Source organism: Sphingobacterium paramultivorum (assembly GCF_014109745.1).
GTDB lineage: Bacteria > Bacteroidota > Bacteroidia > Sphingobacteriales > Sphingobacteriaceae > Sphingobacterium > Sphingobacterium paramultivorum.
This window is the reverse complement of record NZ_CP058555.1, coordinates 1658401-1676548: the sequence shown is the minus strand read 5'-3', so window position 1 is coordinate 1676548 and position 18148 is coordinate 1658401. Positions and strand designations below refer to the sequence as shown.

General features: G+C 37.3%; 13 protein-coding genes. 3 read left to right on the top strand and 10 right to left on the bottom strand.

What is annotated here, in order from left to right; genetic code table 11:
• The 3 genes from HS960_RS07240 to HS960_RS07230 all read right to left on the bottom strand — a co-directional run bounded on the left by HS960_RS07240 (nucleotide 1) and on the right by HS960_RS07230 (nucleotide 3488).
• Entirely contained in the window at nucleotides 1–741 is a 741-nt protein-coding gene (locus HS960_RS07240) for an ImuA family protein (RefSeq protein WP_202883766.1), read from the bottom strand.
• Between the two features lie 122 nt (nucleotides 742–863).
• Nucleotides 864–1598 (bottom strand): LytR/AlgR family response regulator transcription factor, encoded by a 735-nt coding sequence (locus tag HS960_RS07235; protein WP_159726597.1) that lies wholly within the window; start codon nucleotides 1596–1598, stop codon nucleotides 864–866.
• Between the two features lie 12 nt (nucleotides 1599–1610).
• Complete coding sequence (locus HS960_RS07230) at nucleotides 1611–3488, bottom strand: sensor histidine kinase (RefSeq protein ID WP_159726595.1); 1878 nt, start codon at nucleotides 3486–3488, stop codon at nucleotides 1611–1613.
• A gap of 506 nt (nucleotides 3489–3994) precedes the next feature.
• On the opposite strand from HS960_RS07230, the gene lgt reads away from it, so the two are divergent.
• Nucleotides 3995–4813 (top strand): prolipoprotein diacylglyceryl transferase, encoded by an 819-nt coding sequence (lgt, locus tag HS960_RS07225; protein WP_182331976.1) that lies wholly within the window; start codon nucleotides 3995–3997, stop codon nucleotides 4811–4813.
• 64 nt (nucleotides 4814–4877) lie between these two features.
• Here lgt and HS960_RS07220 read toward each other — a convergent pair whose 3' ends face one another.
• Nucleotides 4878–5546 (bottom strand): response regulator, encoded by a 669-nt coding sequence (locus HS960_RS07220; protein WP_153844569.1) that lies wholly within the window; start codon nucleotides 5544–5546, stop codon nucleotides 4878–4880.
• Between the two features lie 341 nt (nucleotides 5547–5887).
• Here HS960_RS07220 and HS960_RS07215 point away from each other — a divergent pair, with 341 nt between their 5' ends.
• A complete protein-coding gene (locus tag HS960_RS07215; protein WP_182331974.1) occupies nucleotides 5888–7915 on the top strand; it encodes a PAS domain-containing sensor histidine kinase in 2028 nt (675 codons plus the stop codon).
• Nucleotides 7916–8012: 97 nt separating this feature from the next.
• On the opposite strand, the gene HS960_RS07210 is transcribed toward HS960_RS07215, so the two are convergent.
• The 6 genes from HS960_RS07210 to rocD form a co-directional block, all read right to left on the bottom strand.
• Nucleotides 8013–9083 (bottom strand): phytase, encoded by a 1071-nt coding sequence (locus HS960_RS07210; RefSeq protein ID WP_153844571.1) that lies wholly within the window; start codon nucleotides 9081–9083, stop codon nucleotides 8013–8015.
• A gap of 13 nt (nucleotides 9084–9096) precedes the next feature.
• Nucleotides 9097–10359 (bottom strand): right-handed parallel beta-helix repeat-containing protein, encoded by a 1263-nt coding sequence (locus tag HS960_RS07205; RefSeq protein ID WP_153844572.1) that lies wholly within the window; start codon nucleotides 10357–10359, stop codon nucleotides 9097–9099.
• Nucleotides 10360–10509: 150 nt separating this feature from the next.
• On the bottom strand, nucleotides 10510–13296 hold the full coding sequence (locus HS960_RS07200) for a TonB-dependent receptor (RefSeq protein WP_182331972.1): 2787 nt from the start codon (nucleotides 13294–13296) through the stop codon (nucleotides 10510–10512).
• Nucleotides 13297–13502: 206 nt separating this feature from the next.
• On the bottom strand, nucleotides 13503–15125 hold the full coding sequence (locus HS960_RS07195) for a tetratricopeptide repeat protein (RefSeq protein ID WP_228280229.1): 1623 nt from the start codon (nucleotides 15123–15125) through the stop codon (nucleotides 13503–13505).
• A gap of 202 nt (nucleotides 15126–15327) precedes the next feature.
• Nucleotides 15328–16293, bottom strand: a complete 966-nt coding sequence (locus HS960_RS07190; protein WP_153844575.1) for an arginase — start codon at nucleotides 16291–16293, stop codon at nucleotides 15328–15330.
• A gap of 3 nt (nucleotides 16294–16296) precedes the next feature.
• Nucleotides 16297–17556: an ornithine--oxo-acid transaminase gene (gene rocD / locus HS960_RS07185; protein WP_228280227.1), complete on the bottom strand. Its 1260-nt coding sequence runs from the start codon at nucleotides 17554–17556 to the stop codon at nucleotides 16297–16299.
• 122 nt (nucleotides 17557–17678) lie between these two features.
• On the opposite strand from rocD, the gene HS960_RS07180 reads away from it, so the two are divergent.
• Nucleotides 17679–18131 carry an Lrp/AsnC family transcriptional regulator gene (locus HS960_RS07180; protein ID WP_153844577.1) on the top strand — a complete coding sequence of 151 codons (453 nt, stop codon included), beginning with the start codon at nucleotides 17679–17681 and terminating at the stop codon, nucleotides 18129–18131.
• The last annotated feature ends 17 nt before the right edge of the window (nucleotides 18132–18148 follow it).

Below are 18148 nucleotides of genomic sequence, written 5' to 3'. Positions count from 1 at the left end.
CTATCCTAAATTTTGATAATTATAGGTCCAATCTGTGACCTGCACATCTTTTTTGAGGAATGTTTTAAATCCTTGTGGAGACCAGATAATTTGCCCTTTGGCTGGACTACCATTTCTTACCTTAAGCAGCTCTACATTCCAGCAGGGGTAACCAATACCAGGTAATCCATCATCTGATTGACTAGGTAAAGAAGTGACCTTCCAACGTGCTGCACAACTCGTCGCCAATAAGATCTTGGGGTTATGTTGAAGTATAAATCCCGTAACCCGGCTTTTTTCTACGGCAAGTTGAAGGCGCCTTGACTGAATAAAATCCAGCTGATGTATTTCGGCCAATACGGCTGTTATGCCCTGACATTTCAACGCTTCTTCCATTGCCCATAAAACATCTCTTTCCCGTTTCATGGAGACAAAAACAATCGAGGCCGGATCAACTCCAAATGATTTGATAGCAGCAGGAAATACTGTTTGAATAGAGCCTATCCAAATACAAATCCCATCATTTTGCATTAGTTTTCCAAGCAAAGCACCAATAAATCCACAGGAAGCAGCACTATCCATGCGGCTAAAGCTAACAAATTCATGTATAACACCTTTGGGAAAGATTCCATTTGGAAAAGCTTTTTCCAAAGGCCCCAAATCTAAAGTGCATTCATCATTCAAACTTTGAGCTACTCCCTGCCACGACAGTAAGTCTTTTTTAAGTTTGCTGATCAAAGCTTGTTTATCATCTAACATCATAGCCCCTCCTATTTAATAATACATACAAATGTAATACTAAATATTTTAGTATTAAAGACGAAAGCTATATTTTTTAGTAAATAAACACAGCGCTAAAAACAGAATCTTTACTATTTCAATTCTTATATATCATTCAAGAATTGCTGGATGACATCTTTTTTTCTTGTTGCAACAGGAATCATTTTACCATCGGACATTTCTATCTGCCCATCCTTGAAATATTTTTTTATATAGTTTGCATTGATTAAATAAGATTGATGACAACGAATAAATTCGGATTCAGGAAGCATAGTTTCAAAATGTTTGAGGACTTTCGAAACCATCATCGGTTTATTGTCTTTAATATAAAATGTGGTATACCCCTTATCTCCTTGACAATAAAGAATATCATCGATATTCACAATCTGAGTGTATTCAAATGTACGTAGTGCTATTTTCTTTGGTCTAACTGGTGACTTCAGATAGCTTTCGGCCATACTTAGTTGCATGCTATTGAATCTAAACTCTGTATTTTTCTTATAGCATTTTTCAATAGCCTCTATAAATTGTTCCGGAACCAAAGGCTTTAATAAATAGGCTATAGCGCCTATATTAAGGGCTTCTATAGCATATTGGTTAAATGCGGTTATAAAGATTGTGTTTATGTCCAATTTCAGCTCTGAGAGGAAGGATAAGCTTGATCCATCTTTCAATTGAATATCAGCTAAAATAAGATCTGGATTAGATACAAGTAACTCACGTTCTGCCTGGGCGATTGATGGACTATAACCAACGATCTGGACATAAGGAATAGCATCCAATAAAGACTTAATGTACAAATAGATATTATACTCATCTTCAAGAATATAAACTTTCATAATTTCACGTATTTAATTAAAATATAAAACGAGTGGGATATAGAGTTCTACGCGATATCCACTTTTATCTTCTCTATAATTGGGCTTTATTTCAATCCTTGCTTTTTGCTGAGGATCATTAAACAAAAGCTCAAGGCGCTCTTTCGTGATAACTTGTGAAAGAGAGGTCTTGTGTGCATTATTTTTCTGATAAGATTGCATTCCCCAGCCATTGTCACTGATAACAATATGCAATTGATCTGCTTCCTGATTAAAAAGAATTTGCAATTGTCCACGATAATTCAAATTTTTGAAAGCATGTTCAATAGCGTTTTCAACAAAAGGCTGAATCAACATAGGAGGAATCATGACATCATCAACATCCAAGTTACCGCTCTCAATTTCAAAATCAAATACATCTTGATAGCGCATCTGCTGTAAAAGTATATAATTCTTTAATGATTTAATTTCTTGATCCAAAGAAATATACTCTTCCCTATTTAATTCGAGTATATCACGAATTTGACGGGACAATAAGATGAGGTACTGATTTGCCTTTGCTTTTTGCTCACTACTGATCAAACCTTGCAAATTAGCTATAGCATTATAAATAAAATGGGGATTAAGCTGGTTTTGTCGCGTCTTCTGCTCTAAAATTAATTGTCTATTTTCGGCAACTATACGCTGATTAATATTTTTCAATAGCTTTTGTTTATTCCGGTAATAAATGAAGAATGCAATGCTAAAGATCAGCGCAAATAAAATAACAAAAATCCAGCGCTGTTGGACCATAATCTTATGGTTGAATGCATTTGTTGTTTTTAAAAGCTTAATAGCCTGATCCTTTTTTTCAGTTTCATACCGTGTATTGATCTCATTGATACGTTCATTTTCAATACTTTTTGTGCTATTTTTATAATCCTGATAGGCCGAATCCAAGGTAAAATAAGCCCGTTCATAATCTCCTTTTAATGCGTGTGCTACTTGTAGATTCTGGTAATAGAATAATTTATTTTGCTTGCCTTTATGTGTTTTGATAAACTGCAATCCAGCATTAAAATAGTAGATCGCCGAGTCAATTTGATGATTATTCAAAAAATTTTTTGCCAAATTCGCATACGCATAGGCATTGAGCGCCTTGCTTGAAGATAAATAATTAAAATATTTTTGGGATGCCTCTACCGCTTTTCGACTATTCCCTATGCTAAAGAAATACTGCGCCTGTAAATTATACATGCGCATAATGATTGCAGAATCAGCCGTTTTATTCGCATAGTACTTGCAGCTATCCAGTGTTGCTTTTAACTTCTCAAAATCATGCAGTTCAATATACTGCATAAATTTGATCTCCTGATAGGCTTGCGCAACATGGGCGTCGGATCTGTTGGGATGATAATGATACCATGACTCGTTATCTTTGAGTGCCTGGTTATAGTCAGCTCGACGATAATTTGCATTTGCCAATAGATTGAAAAAAAGAAAGCTAAACCTACTCTTATTTTCTAACGCATATTCTTTAGCATCGATAATTTGCTCCATGATGCCAATAGTAGTCACATCATTAAAACTAAAATTAGCGCTTATTTTAAAGTAATCCTTCAGAACAAGCAAATCCGGAGACAATTTTCTCCCATCAAGGTTTTTCAGCGCAATTTCTATTGAATCAATTTTATCGTCCAACAAATAGTTATACGCCAAAAAAATCCAATTATAACCAGAATTATTAAAATGCTTGTCCTGAGCAAATACTGTTGTCTTCTTTGCTATAATAGATTGATCCCTAAAATCTTGTAAAGCGAGAAATTTTAATAATGTATCCTGATAGGTTAAATCAAGTGAATTATCTTCGATATGCGTATTATTTTTAGACGCCTGTTGGCCACTTTGATGACAAGAGAGTAACTGTGCCATGAGCACGAGAGATAAAAAATAAAAAGTAAATCTTGTCAAATTTCGTATCATCAGAATATAACTATCTGTTTAAATTTACATGAAGGTGCCTATATTTTTCCATAACCTCGTTCATTAATTATGATAAGCTTTCACAAGATGTAAACCGCTATTAAAAGAAATACGCAAGGTGCTGTCCATATTATGTTATCTATTGTCGAATATCGGAATATTATCAAAAAAACAATATATACTTTCAAAAGTATTTAACCCGGCTGATACTTATGCTAATATTCTTCTCCAATAAAAACACCGGTCGCAATTATTGAACTCGGTTATAGTTAGTTTCCTTTTACTCCCCACAAACATACAAATTGGTCAAACAACGAAAACTTCATAGTTAATAATCGCAGTATATGACTCAATATTTGCATCAATAAAGAGAATTTCATGTTTTTTCATCAAAATGTGTAACGAAATATCCCAACCACATACCTATACTATGGAGCATCACGCTAAAACGTAATATGGTAAATAATCTAATCTTAACTTACATAAACTGGAATATAGATAGTGATATCTTTGTTATTCCAATTATTGACCATTCAGTTCGCTGGTACGGGCTATTTTGGTTATTGGGCATTGTATTATGCTATAAGATATTAGGTTCATTATTTAAGAAAGAAGGTCGGCCAATCGAGTTTTTAGATCAGCTAACTATTTACATCGTTTTGGGTACCGTTATCGGAGCTAGACTAGGGCATGTATTATTTTATGACCCCAGTTATTACCTAGATCATCCCTTAAAAATAATGGCCATTTGGGAAGGTGGGCTGGCAAGCCATGGCGGAGGGATAGGTATCCTGATTGCGATCTATTTATTTGCAAAAAAACAGCAGCTTCCTTTTCTTTGGGTGGCAGATCGGGTTGCTTTGGTCGTCCCTATAGCAGGGGCTTGCATTCGTCTTGGTAACTTAATGAACTCTGAAATGATTGGCACAGCAAGTAGTTTACCTTGGGCTTTTGTGTTTACCCATATCGATACGATACCCCGGCATCCGGCACAGCTTTATGAAGCATTATTTTGTCTCCTATTATTCGTATTGTTATATCGTTTGTGGAAAGAAAAAGAGCTTCGACGTAACAATGGAAACTATTTCGCCTTGCTGTTGGTTTTGCTGTTTTCGTTCAGATTTTTGGATGAGTTTTTGAAAATCAATCAAGAGCATTTTGAAGACTCCCTATTCATCAATATGGGACAGCTACTTAGCATACCATTTATTATTATTGGAGCTGGTCTATTTATTTTCAACCGTTTTCAAGAAAAAATACCAAAATTAAAGTAACGGGATGCGCAGTACTTTCAAAGATCATCCTCTGTGACATGGCCGCGAGGAACAGAAATAGTTATCATGATTTTTTTAATAAGCCATGTTGAAAAGCATATTTTACTAATTCCGCAGTATTCTTCACTCCTGTTTTATCAATCAAGTTCTGCCGATATCCTTCAACAGTACGCTTACTCAAAAAGATTTTATCTGCAATTTCTAGATTTGTAAACCCGTCCGCGATCAATTCCAATACGTCTAGCTCACGTTCGCTTATTTCCAAATCTAGGATAGTATTCGAGCCAGCATCCGTATAAACTTGACCCGAAGAAACTTGTTCAAGTAAGGCTAAGCTAATTTCTTCACTCATATACCGCCCACCTTCAGCGACATGCTTTAATCCAAAAAGTAATTCATTATAACCTACATTTTTCAACAGATAGCCTGAAAGTCCATGTTCAAAACCTTCAACAACATAATGAATTTGACTTAGCATGGATAATATCACAACTTTGACCAATGGATATTTTTGACTGATGATTTTTAAAAGCTCCATCCCGTCCATATGCTCCATACTTATATCAGTTAAGATAATATCGGGAGCTAAACCATTTGCCAATATAGACAGCGCTTCCGTACCATCAGATGCCTCGCCTATCACCGCAAATTCTCCTTGGGATTCTAAAAGTAGTTTAATACCATTCCGTACGACCATGTGATCTTCAACCAATAGTATATTAACCGTATTCATCTTCTATAGCATTTAAATAAAAACTTTCAATTCTATTTTCTTCCAACCATATACGACAATGATGGTGTATTGTATTTTCCGATTTGGAATAAAAAAGAAACAGACTGCATAAACAAAATAAAGATACGAATTTCTACTCACTGTACTATTGATATCATGACTCCATATTAAACAGCCCTCAGGATGAAATGGAAAATAAAATAGAGGACCTCATACCGACCGACAACTCCTGTCATTTTTCGATAGAACGAAAACCCATGAGAAAAGGAACAATATTTGTATGTTATTAAATCAAGCTATACGTGATATCGCTTTAATCAACACTTAATTTTTGATATGTTATGATTTGTTCAGATAAAGATATTTTAGCCGTTCTCTCTTCTTCATTGGATGCTTGCGCAATTTATGATAGCGCAGATCTCCGTATTTCTTATGCAAGCACTAACATGTTAAAACTCTGGAATTGTGATCAGCGCATTATTGGGCAATGTCTTGAAAACTGTCTTCAACGAGAAGATTTAACGCCATATACCCCCCTCTTGAAAAATGCTTGGATAAACGGAAAAACTGCGGTTATCGAAAAGATAAAGATTAAGCTCAAAACCGAAAAACAGTCTTTACTAGGTTATACGCACACTTTTGAATATCATCCGCTCATCAATGAAAAGGGTGAAATTTATGGCATATTTAATCAAATTAGACTGATACCTGAAAATGAAGACAACCACCCACAAACGCAAGAAAAAAACACCATTGAACGAAAACTGCTACAAGATTTATTAACTCAAAAATATACAGTAGCAGGAAACCATTACAAAATCCCTACAAATAATTACACCTTATCACCTAAACATACCGAAGATCTCAATGAAAAACTTAAGGATGCACTCAAGAAAATCATAGAAAGTGAAGAACATTACCATTTTGCTTTACAGTCAGCCGAGATGGGAACATGGAATTTAAATTGTAAAAATTATATGGTCAATTGGGATGAACGGACTCGAGAACTCTTTGGTTTTGCTAAAGGTGAATATGTTCCATACAATGAGGTACTCAAATATATTCATCCAGAAGATAGGAATAGAATCGATCAAGAAGTCAAAAAATCACTGGCTTACCAGAACAAAGGTGTTTATGACGTACAATTTAGAACCATTGGAGCACAAGATCTTCAATTACGGTGGTTGCACTGTAAAGGAAGAGTATACTTTGACCAAGATCAACAGCCCGAATGGTTTGCAGGCACCGCTATAGATATTACAATCCAGCATCAGGAGCATGAAAAACTTGAAGCAATTAATCAACTTATCGCCAAAAGAGATCAACAGTTTAGAATGATCGTAGAAGCCGCCGGTATCGGTATCTTTTCTATTGACATGGAAACCAAGAAAATGGAACTCAATGATCGTTGCCGTGAATTATTTGGCTTCGATCAGTATGACAAAATAAAAGAATCTAACTTTTTTGACCAAATCCTGCCTCAGTATAGAAACATCATCCATCATGTTTTTCAGGAAGTAACACACAAACAATCTCCTTTCGATTGTCAATGTGAAATAAAAGATAAAAAAACGGGTAAGATAAAATGGTTAAGGTCAATAGGCGGAAGTCAATTGGAATCGGATACGACAAGACACATGATCTACGGCGCTATAATAGACAGCACCAATGACAAGGAAGAAGAAAGGAAAAAACTAGACTTTATTAGTATCGCAAGTCATGAACTCAAAACACCTTTAACCTCACTAATTGCCTATATCCAATTACTACAGGCCAAAGAAGGTACACTGAGCACCGAAAAGCGCATGCAATATCTCCACCAATCTAATGAGCAAGCAACGCGCATGCGCGGTTTAATCGACGGCTTTTTAAATGTTACTCAATTAAATGAGGGTAAGTTAGTACTTCGCAAAAAGACATTTAACGTTTGTTCTTTACTCGATTATATTCAAAATATCTATTCTTTAAAATCTGTAAAGCACTTCATTCATTATTCAGGAGCAATAGATTCGAATTTGGAGATTATCGCCGATCGTGATAAAATCGAACAAGTGTTAATCAACTTCATGGATAATGCCATTAAATATTCGCCCAGTAATTCAACAATTACCATGCATGTGGCCATACATTCAGGTTATTTTGAAGTCGAGATCAAAGACCAAGGAAGAGGCATCAATCATAAGGATCAGAAACAAATATTCAATAAATTCTATCGTGTAAATGACGATACGGATCGTTATGCTTCGGGATTTGGCATAGGACTGTTTATTTGCAAAGAAATTATTCAAAAACATCAAGGAGAAATTGGTGTCGACAGCCAGATCGGCCAAGGGTCAACCTTTTGGTTTAAAATTCCGGTCAGTGTATAAATAACTGCGCTAATTACCACTGATAAAATTTCCGATAGCAAAAAAAGCAACAGTTGCGAATCAAATCACAACTGTTGCTGAAAGATTAATTCGTCACCTATTTCTTTTTCAAATCGGCTCCGGCAATATCTTCCCATCGATAATAATGGAATGTTTTATCGTCACTCATAACAACAAACAAGCCATGTTTGAAGGTTTCATTTAAATTAAAAGAGGTAGTTTCTGAACCATCACTTTGTGTTGCCATAACCGGCACAGTCTTCAGATATTTATGTTCGAAAGGATTGCTTTTGGTTCCTTCCCGACTAAAAACCTGAAAACGATTTGCACCCTGGTCCGACACCAAGATATATCCAGTACTGTCGGTCACTTTATAAATCGAAATACCTTCATGATCTTCTTTAAAACCTGCTGTAGCAAATAATGCCAACTGTTGGTTTCCCTTTGCTGGATCCGCATAGTATTGTTTTACGCCAACCTGTTCGTCCGAATAGTAAATATACCCAAGCTCATTGTCCACCGCTATTGCCTCAATCTCTTTCTTTCCACTAAATGAACCAAATTTGCGAACCAATGTAGCTTTTACTGAACCAGAACCATTATCCTCCAATAAATATTGTCCCAAATAGCCTTCTTTTGGTCCATTTTTTCGCCCAACAATAGCATAGATCTCTCCTTTTGGAGAAGTATATAGGGCAATCCCCATCAGATCCCTAAATTCAGGTTCAGTTTCACCAACAAACATATCTAATCCCCCTTGATCGATCGGCTTCATGTCAGGTAGTGAAAAAATACGCAATTTATGGGTCATACGCTCTGTTGTGACAGCGATATCGACAGGTTTCCCCCCCAATACCAAACCGTACGCTACATCAACATTGTTTGGTCGTTTTAAATTGGAAACCACTTTTTCTTTGACCGTTTTACCCTGTAAATCGTACACGAATAAAGCTCCATCGGCATCTTTATCCGTTGCTATAATCAGACTCTTGCTCGGATCGCTCTTATTGATCCAAATTGCAGGATCATCCGAATCATAACGTACAGCATCGGTCACAATAACGGGTTTAACTGAGTTTACCGTATTTGTTTGCGCATTTTTGCATGCTATTTGAAGCAGGGTTGATGCTCCCAAAGTTAGTGTTAGTATTGTTTTTAAATTTGTCATTATATGAAGTAAATTAGAATTTGGAACCAAATGCCCCAACATAAGCTGCAGGCTGAGGGGAATTATATGTTAGCCCGTTTGACATCACCAGGCCACTCGTAAAATGGGGTTTAAAAGCCAAAGTACCGGCCTTTAATGCAGGTGAATTCCCCTGAAGATGAAAATCCCAGGTTGAATCAAATACGTAATTGTCAACCGATGTTTCTAAAGGATAAGAAACAAATTTAGGATTATTCTCCCCTGCCACTTTACCTCTAACATCATTACTACCGCCTACAATATCATTTTTACCGACCTGAAACTGATCTACAGTCAATTGACCGTAGCCATAATACCAATTATTACCTGACACAGAACGGTTATCTTCTGGTTTTTTAGGATCACGCTTGACTCCAAACCGTGTATTTGCAAAAAGATTATTATAAATTTCTGCTCTGACAGAGGCTTCTAACCATATGGAACCTCCTTTGGCTGTAGGTCTGCGCCACCCTGTATTGAGCATGGTATTATTATAAACAATAATATAAGCCTGAGGTGTACGGTCTCCCGAGTTGGATAGTTTTAATGCATTGGTATTTACACTATACACTAGGTTATAAGCAACATCTGCAAGACATCCGGATTTGAAATTCATCGCTTCTCCACCTGTCACCCCATTAGAAAAGAAACGATTGTTAGCGAAAATGATTTTTCCACCTTCAATATACGTGCAGTCTTCGTGAAAATGACTTACAGTACTATTTTGAACAACTAGTTTTCCGTCTGAATTTGAGAACCACAACGCTGGCAAAGCCTCACCAGACACTTTTTTATACAAGCCCATTTTTACAGAAGTCGACGCATCCGAAGTAATTGCGCCACCATACTCAATGATGGTATTGTCCAAAACAAGTTCCTGACAGCTTGGAGCGGCTAAAATTCCTCCCCATAACTTGCCAAATTCATTCGTCTTCGTCTTATACCCATCTTCAACCGTAAACTTTACAGGATTTTCGGCTGTACCTAGTGCGTACAAATTACCCAAAACAACAATTTCAGGCTTATTGACGGAATCCATCAATACGGTTACGCCTTCCTCAATTGTTAGGCTCTTACCTTCGGGAATAATAATATCTCCCTTAATATGCTGCACACTTCCTTTGCTCCACACACCGGAAACCTCACCTATAGCACTTCCGTCAGCATCAGAAGTATCAACATCTATATTTGCTTTTTCACAGGCACTTAGCACCACTATAAAAAACGCTAGAAACGATAAAATACATTTATTTTTCATCTGTATATATTTAATTTTTAATGATGAAGCAGATTTCACTTATCCAAAACATTGGCTTTCCAAAAAAGTGAAAGCTTCACCGAAACAAACTGTTGTTATTTCACGTCGCACATGTTCAGATTAAAACATGCCCTGTTTTACGCGGGTCTATTATTTACTAAACGAATAACGTAAACCAAGGATATAGTTCTGTCCATACAAATCCTTTCTAATCAAAGTATTTCCGCCTTCAATAAGCTTTTCAGCAATCTTCTCATTTTCGGGATTTGTTCCTTTCACATACAATTCCATTGGTGTGTTCAAGATGTTGTTGGCTTTGGCAAAAATGGCCCAACCTGCTCTAAACTTCTTCTCAATCGAAGCATCTAACTGAACAAATCCTTTTTGCCATAAATCATCGTTCAAAAATTGCGACACTGTGTTGATTCGTGAGCCGGTATAAGATCCGGCTAACTGTCCTTCCCAGCCATTATTAGCATCTTTGTAAAGTAGTGATAGATTGGCTATATGCGCTGCCTGCCCATATAACGGTCTAGTTTGATCCACGATAATCGCTTCAGGGTCCTGAGTGGTTTCGTTGATTCGACGCGACATCTTGGAGGTCGTTATACGTGAATGTGTATAGGTATAATTGGCCTTAACACCAAATTTCTGGATATACTTGATATAATCAACCTCGAGACCAAAGTTGTTGGCGTTACCAAAATTACCGGGGGTGTAGTATACATCCTGTTTACGAACCTCATCCGGTTGAAAGGTATATTCAATTGGATTTTTGATTTTCTTGTAAAACATACCTACAAGAAATTGAGAGGAAGCTTCTGGGAATAATTCATACCTTAAATCAAAGTTATCTGCTAAGGCGTGTTTTAAATCTGGATTTCCTTTTTCCAAAAACTCTTCATTAATCACACTTGAGGGTACAATTTCATAAAATCCAGGTCGGTTTAACGCACGATAATAGGCCGCATGAAGCTGTTGTTTTTCGTCCAAATGATATTTCATGGTCAAACTTGGCAGCCACTCTGTATAAATTTGGGATCCCTCTGGTCTTTTTTCTCCTGCAGGAAACAATAATTTATAATTCTGATTGGTATGCTCCATCCGGATACCACCGATCATCTGCCATTTGTCATTCTCATAATTGAACATGCCGTACAATGCTGTTGTCTTCTCACCGGCGTCGTAAGTTAATGGATTTGCGACAGCTCCAGTAGGGTTGGTAACGGTCAGGTTAAGATCGGTATACCGCTGAAAATCCACGCCATATTTATACTTTGCCTCTTCTGCAGAAGCTGGTGATAAGTTGTAGTTATTGTAAAAACTACTACGCTGTTTATCACGATACAAACCACCGGTCGATAGTTCCAGCTTACTGTTTTCCATTGGAACTTTATAGGCTACATCCCAATAGCCTGCACGATCATTATCCGTATTTCGCTCCCAACGATAAGTTACAGGAGATTTGTTGACGAGAGAAGTCCTTTTACGTTCAAAATTTTCTTCTACTCCATCCAAACTGATCATCGTATTTTGAGGCAATTGATTGCGGGCCGAAGAGAGTACTCCTGACCAACGGACATTCAAACGATTATCTAAAAAATGATGATCGCCCTGTAAGGTACCATTGTAAATTTGTTGCTGCGTTTTTCGGCTTCTTGTCACATAGGTCAGTTCGGCTTTACCAATGCTGGGATCATACTGACCATTGTATATCGTATTTACGGCATCGCGCAATTGCATGTTATTTAAATTCACATACATTTGATAAAAGCTAATCCGATGATTTGGATTAAATCGATAATCGATCTTGTTATGCAAACCTAAGCGTTGTTGCTGTTCATCATATTGACGATCACTCTGCTCAGTAATTACTGCATTGGGATTTACGCCAACGACAGCCGATTTGTAGAAAATAGAACGACTACCTCGATGTAAATTTTGATAGCTCGCGCCCAAAATAACGCCCAATTTATCATCCAAATACCGATTTCCTATTGTCAGATTGCCGACAAGGTCTGGAAGGGGCTTTTTATAGGTGTAATCTAACGCACCCTTATTAAAATCAGCAGCGGTTGCATTGTAATTCTTCCCATTCAGTTCGTAGGGAGATTTTGCCGAAGTTCCGCCTGTTGAAAAGCTTCCAAAATCACGATTAAAATAACGTTGACTGTAACCTGTTGCCAAATTTGCCTGCAGCAATAATTTAGTCGGTGCCGATTTCATAACCATATTGACAACTCCACCCACCGCATCGGCTTCCATATTTGGTGTTAGCGACTTGTAGACTTCTAAGCGTTCCAACATATCTGAAGGAAATAAATCCAAAGGCACATAACGGTATTTATTATCCGGACTTGGAACCTTTACACCATTCACTAAAGTGGTATTGTAACGTTTGTCCATCCCCCTCAGAATAGCATATTGTCCCTCGCCATTCGAATTTCTTTCTATAGATACACCCGAAACACGCTGTACAACATTTGCAACGGTGATATCCGGGGAAATCTCTATTGCACGCGCCGAAACAACATTCATAATTTGTGACGCATTCTTTTCCAAACGCCTTGCACTAGGATCATCATCCCCCCCATTCCGACGTCCTTTTATGGTTACTTCCATTAATGTCTGTTCGGTAGACGTCAGCTGAAAAATAAAATGAGGTGTATTTTCTTTTTGAATTTCGATTTCTTTAATTAATTCGGCATAGGCCATATGTTTGATATGAACCCTATCCACACCTGCAGATAATCCTTTGAATTCAAACGAACCATCCAATTGTGTTTTGGTCGATAGCCCACGCTGTTCCAAGAACACTGTCGCACCAGCAATGGCTTCACCGGTCTGACCATCCAATACCTTACCTTTGATTTTGGTCGCATAAGCAGCGCTGACCGAAATACTGGAGGCAAGTAATACCGTTAAAAAGTTTTTCATTTTGCTTAGATTATTATGAATCTTTGATTGTTGTCGCAAAGATGGCAGCCAATTCTATTCACACAAAATATCTAGCGTTACAACAAGGAAACAAGGTAAAACGAGCACTATACAGCAAGGAAACAAGAAGATACAAAATACTAGTAAACAGTAATTTAAAAACAAATTACACGCCATTAACATTCTATTACTCCTGTGTTAAAAAATTATGAAATACCAACGAGATAACCCGTCAGATCCTCTCCTTGTTCCAATCTTAATTTTTTTCGCAATCGATGTCTGGCAACACGAAGGCTATCTTGTGATATGCCCAATAAGATGGCAATATCGATATTATTCAAATTTATTTTAAGCAATGCTATTAACCGCATATCTGCGGCTGTCAAATCTGGAAATCGTTGAATAAGTTTTTCAAAAAAGCTGTGATGTACCTTTTCGAAAGTTCCCATAAATTCTTTCCAATGGATGCCCTGTGTGATATTTTCATTGATCTGCAACACCAACTTCTGCATTTGTCGTTTTTGATCCCTGCGTTCGTCCTTAACCATTCCCTTTAATTCATCACGAAGTTCTTCCAAAAATTGATTGTTACGGATCAGGTTTAGAGTATGGGATGTCAATTCTTTCTGCTTGATCGACAGCTCCTGTTTGAGCTGCTTATCTTCAAGCAATTGGTTTTTAAGCGCAATTTCTGTCAACTCACGTTCGGCCTCCTGTTTTCGCGATTCGGCGATCTGATTTTTGATCTTAATTTTCTGGCGACTATACAATACATAGGATAATACAATTAACAAAATTAAAACCACAATTGTACCCCACAGCATGATTAAGTTGATTCTTTTTGTCACCTGTAATTTTTCAATCTCCTCAGCTTTTTGGTTCATATCGTAGAGCGCCTGAAAAAAAGCTGTATGTCGAGCACCATCTACGCTATACAGTTCAAGCACCAACTTACGGCTCTTTTCGGCATAAAAATATGCGCTATCCATTTGGCCACGCAAGGCGTATGTTCTACTCAAATCTTTTGTCGTAGCAGCCATTTGATACACATCACTCAAATTTTCCGCCATCTGATAAGCCAATTGTGTCAATTTGATACTTTCCAGATATTTATTGGTCTTTCTAAAGATATCGCCCATATTATTGATGACCACAATTTTTCCATAATTGTCTTTTGTTTCCGTATAGAGCTTACTTGCTTTTTCAAAATGAAGAAAAGCGCTGTCATACCTTGCCAGGTCTTCATAAATACTGCCCAAATTTTCATGGATCTTGGCTTCTCCATTTTTATTACCCACACTGCTATAAATGGACAAAGCAAGATTCTGATAGACAAAGGCGGAGTCGTAGTTAGCTTCCTTTTCAAATAAATGACCAATATTCCCTAATGTACCTGCCTCTCCATTTTTATCCCCTTCTGTTCGGAAAGAATGTAGCGCCTTGTTAAAATAAACTTTCGCTACATCATGTTGTTTATTGAAAATATTGAGTTCCCCGATATCACTCCAATTCGAAGCAAGATGCTGCTTTGAATTTAATTGCGTATAGAGTCGATCGGCCTGAAAATAGTAGTCCTGCGCCTGTCCATAATGTCCCTGATTGACACATAACCATCCAATCGCCTGTAAACAATTGGCTTGTAACAATAGATCTTTATCCGTAACAGCTTTTGCATAACGTTTTTTGACGAGCATAATTGCAGAATCAGGATGGTTTTGACTTAACCCCCTAATATCCTTAAAGGATTCAACCTGCGCAGTACCTGGGTGCCACAAAAAAAGCTGTATAAAAAAAAGTAGAAACAAAATAATTTTATCAGAAATCCTCATATTTAACGTAAATAATCGAATTGCAAATGTACATGAAACATGTTAACACAATATTAAATCACATAAAGCAACGCGAGTTTTAACATAAGGAAGGCTGCCTTATTTTTATCCACCAAGCTCAACGATATGCTATTAAAAAAGCCCTTTTATTGATGTGTATCATCAATAAAAGGGCTTTTTTAATAGACAATCCCAAAACTGGTTAATTAACCGATTTAAATTCAATAAGCGGGGTGATCCGTTCTAATATATCAAATGCCACCTCTGCCATTTTATTACCTTTATTGTCCAATAACGGATTAACTTCAACAATTTCAAAACAAATTACCTTTCCAGATCGGATGATCTCTTCTAAAATCAACACAATCTCCCTTGGCAAAAAACCCTTAGGTACTGGTGTTCCCGTTCCATCCGAGATCAATTCACTATCCATGCTATCCACATCAAAAGAGATATAAACCATATCACATGCTTCTAGGATTTTCAATGCCTCAGCCACACAATCGGTTATTCCTCGCTGTCTCGTATCTTCCACACGATAGTTCTTAATGCCAAGTCGTTCAATGACCAAATCTTCCGGTTCTTCCGTATCCCTTACACCAAAATAAATCAAATGATTGGATTGTATTTTACCTACTGGGCCAGCTATTCGTTTTAGTTTATTCCAAAATTCTTGTGTCGATTCGTCTATTTCATTGATTTTACATGGCATATTATCCTCATTCAACATCGCCGCTAAAGGCATTCCATGCATATTACCAGAGGGAGTTGTGTGCGGAGAATGAATATCGGCATGTGCATCTACCCAGATCACACCGAGTTGTTTATCGGGATAAGCGGACTTTATACCACTGATCGTCCCCATTGCGGAGGAATGATCCCCCGAAAACACCAGTGGAAAATTGCCGGAAGATAAGCTATCTTCAACAGTAGAAGCCACTTGTTTGCATTGTTCATAAATCTGCTGAATATGTTTCGCAAAAGGATGATTATCATTTTGATAAATGGAGCTATTTCGTGTCGGTACATCAACAAATGGATAATTAATGAAATACTGACTTCCTTTATTAATTGCAGCTATCTCGATGGCGTCGATGCCCAGATCTGAACCCCTAGTCCCTGCTCCGATGTCCGATCTGTTTTTGATCAATTCAATCATTTTCTCCATACACTATTTCAAATTAGTCAACGATCGCTCAATAATCCCTAAGCAAGTCTCGACTTGCTCTTTTGTAATAACCAACGGCGGAGCCAATCGAATTTTGTTACCATGTGTAGGCTTCGCTAAAAGTCCATTTTCTTTAAATTTGAGACAGATACTCCATGCCAAATCACTTTCTTCATCCGCATCAATTACAATGGCTGTCAAGAGCCCCTTTCCTCGCACTTCTGTAATTAACGTGCACTTAGCAGCAATCTGACGCAATCCATCCAAAAACAATGCACCCATCTGAAACGCCCGTTGCGTCAAATTTTCATCCCGCACAACATTTAGCGCTTCCATAGCTACTGCACAGGCTAAGGGATTCCCACCATAGGTAGAACCATGTTCGCCCGGTTTAATACACAACATAACGGAATCATTTGCCAACACTGCCGATACCGGCAACACACCGCCCGATAAAGCTTTCCCTAAAATCAGAACATCTGGTTTGCTTTGGCTTTGCATATCATCAATATCATAGGATGCCAACATACTTCCCGTCCGAGCAATACCGGTTTGGATTTCGTCCGCAATAAACAATACATTATATTTTGTACATAATTGTCTCACGCGGATCAGATAATCCTCATCAGGAACAACAATACCCGCTTCGCCCTGAATTGGCTCAACGATAAAACCCGCGATATTTTTATCTGCTTTGAATAACTGTTCTAGCGTATCAACATCATTATAGGGAACTAGTACTATGCCATCTAAAAAGGGACCAAATTCATGTGTTGCAGTACTATCATTGGATGCCGATATAACAGAGATTGTCCTACCATGGAAATTGTCCTTGGCAAAGACAATTTTCGCTTGATTGGCCGCTACACCTTTCACCTGATAGGCCCATTTACGACAAAGCTTCATTGCCGTTTCTACCGCTTCAACTCCCGAATTCATCACCAAAGCCTTATCAAATCCAAATAACTGACAAAGCATTTCTTCAAAATCGCCCAATTTATTATTATAAAATGCTCTCGATGTAAGTGTCAATTTTGCGGCTTGCTCTTTTAAAGCATGTATAATCCGCGGATGGCAGTGTCCTTGATTGACAGCAGAATATGCAGACAAGAAATCAAAATAAGACTTTCCATCAACATCCCACACCATCACTCCTTCAGCTCTTTCCAAGACGACCGGAAGAGGATGATAATTGTGCGCTCCATATTTTTCTTCTTTGGCAATGAACATCTCGCCCTTACCATGTTTAGCTACTGTACTCATAATTCAGATTTTTTCAAATAATAACAAATATACAATATTTACTTTTTTATTGGTTTAAAAATAAAATTTAACACTAAATTAGCGTAAAAATATTAAAATTAACTTTTAAACCACTTTATATAATGAATAGTATCGATGATTTTGATCTACAGATTTTAAAATATTTAGACGAAGATGGACGGATGGCCTATTCTGCAATAGCAACAGCTATGGGCGTATCCAATACGATGATCCATCAACGAATCAACCGATTAACGGAACAAGGGATACTGGCCGGTATAAAGCCTGTATTAAATGAAAAAAAGCTAGGCTATGATTGGGGTGCTTTTACGGGGCTAAGTTTAGAAAAAGATCATGACTCGAGCCGAATTATTGAAGAACTTAAGAAAATACCAGAAGTTACAGAATGCTATTATATTACGGGCAATTACACGCTATATGTAAAAATTATTGCTAAGAACCACGAACATATGCGACAATTACTCTATGAAAAAATCGATAGTATTCGGGGAATCGCAAAAACAGATTCCCTGATTGAATTAGGCTGTGCTTTCAAACGTAATATTATATTCTAGTACAAGAAAAACATACA